The organism is Nonomuraea insulae (assembly GCF_042656245.1).
Map to the genome: position 1 here is coordinate 1 of NZ_JBHSPA010000143.1, position 705 is coordinate 705.

1 rRNA gene is annotated in these 705 nt (G+C 54.6%); it reads right to left on the minus strand.

Annotated features, from left to right (window positions below):
* Positions 1-705: ribosomal RNA gene (locus tag ACFPZ3_RS70100) — 23S ribosomal RNA — on the minus strand; the annotation flags it as partial.

Consider the following 705-nt stretch of genomic DNA (forward strand, 5'->3'; position numbering starts at 1 on the left):
CAGTGAGCTATTACGCACTCTTTCAAGGGTGGCTGCTTCTAAGCCAACCTCCTGGTTGTCTCTGCGACTCCACATCCTTTCCCACTTAGCACACGCTTAGGGGCCTTAGTCGGTGATCTGGGCTGTTTCCCTCTCGACTACGAACCTTATCGCCCGCAGTCTCACTGCCACGCTCTCACTTACCGGCATTCGGAGTTTGGCTGACGTCAGTAACCTTGTCGGGCCCATTAGCCATCCAGTGCTCTACCTCCGGCAAGAAACACGTGACGCTGCACCTAAATGCATTTCGGGGAGAACCAGCTATCACGGAGTTTGATTGGCCTTTCACCCCTACACACAGATCATCCCCCAGGTTTTCAACCCTGGTGGGTTCGGTCCTCCACCCAGTCTTACCTGAGCTTCAACCTGCCCATGCGTAGATCACTCCGCTTCGGGTCTACAGCATGCGACTCAAACGCCCTATTCAGACTCGCTTTCGCTACGGCTCCCCCACACGGGTTAACCTCGCCACACACCATAACTCGCAGGCTCATTCTTCAAAAGGCACGCAGTCACATCACAAGCAAGGCGAACCTCGCTTAAGCTCCTACGGCTTGTAGGCACACGGTTTCAGGTACTCTTTCACAACCCCTCACCGGGGCACTTTTCACCTTTCCCTCACGGTACTCGTGCACTATCGGTCATCAGGGAGTATTTAGGCTTACC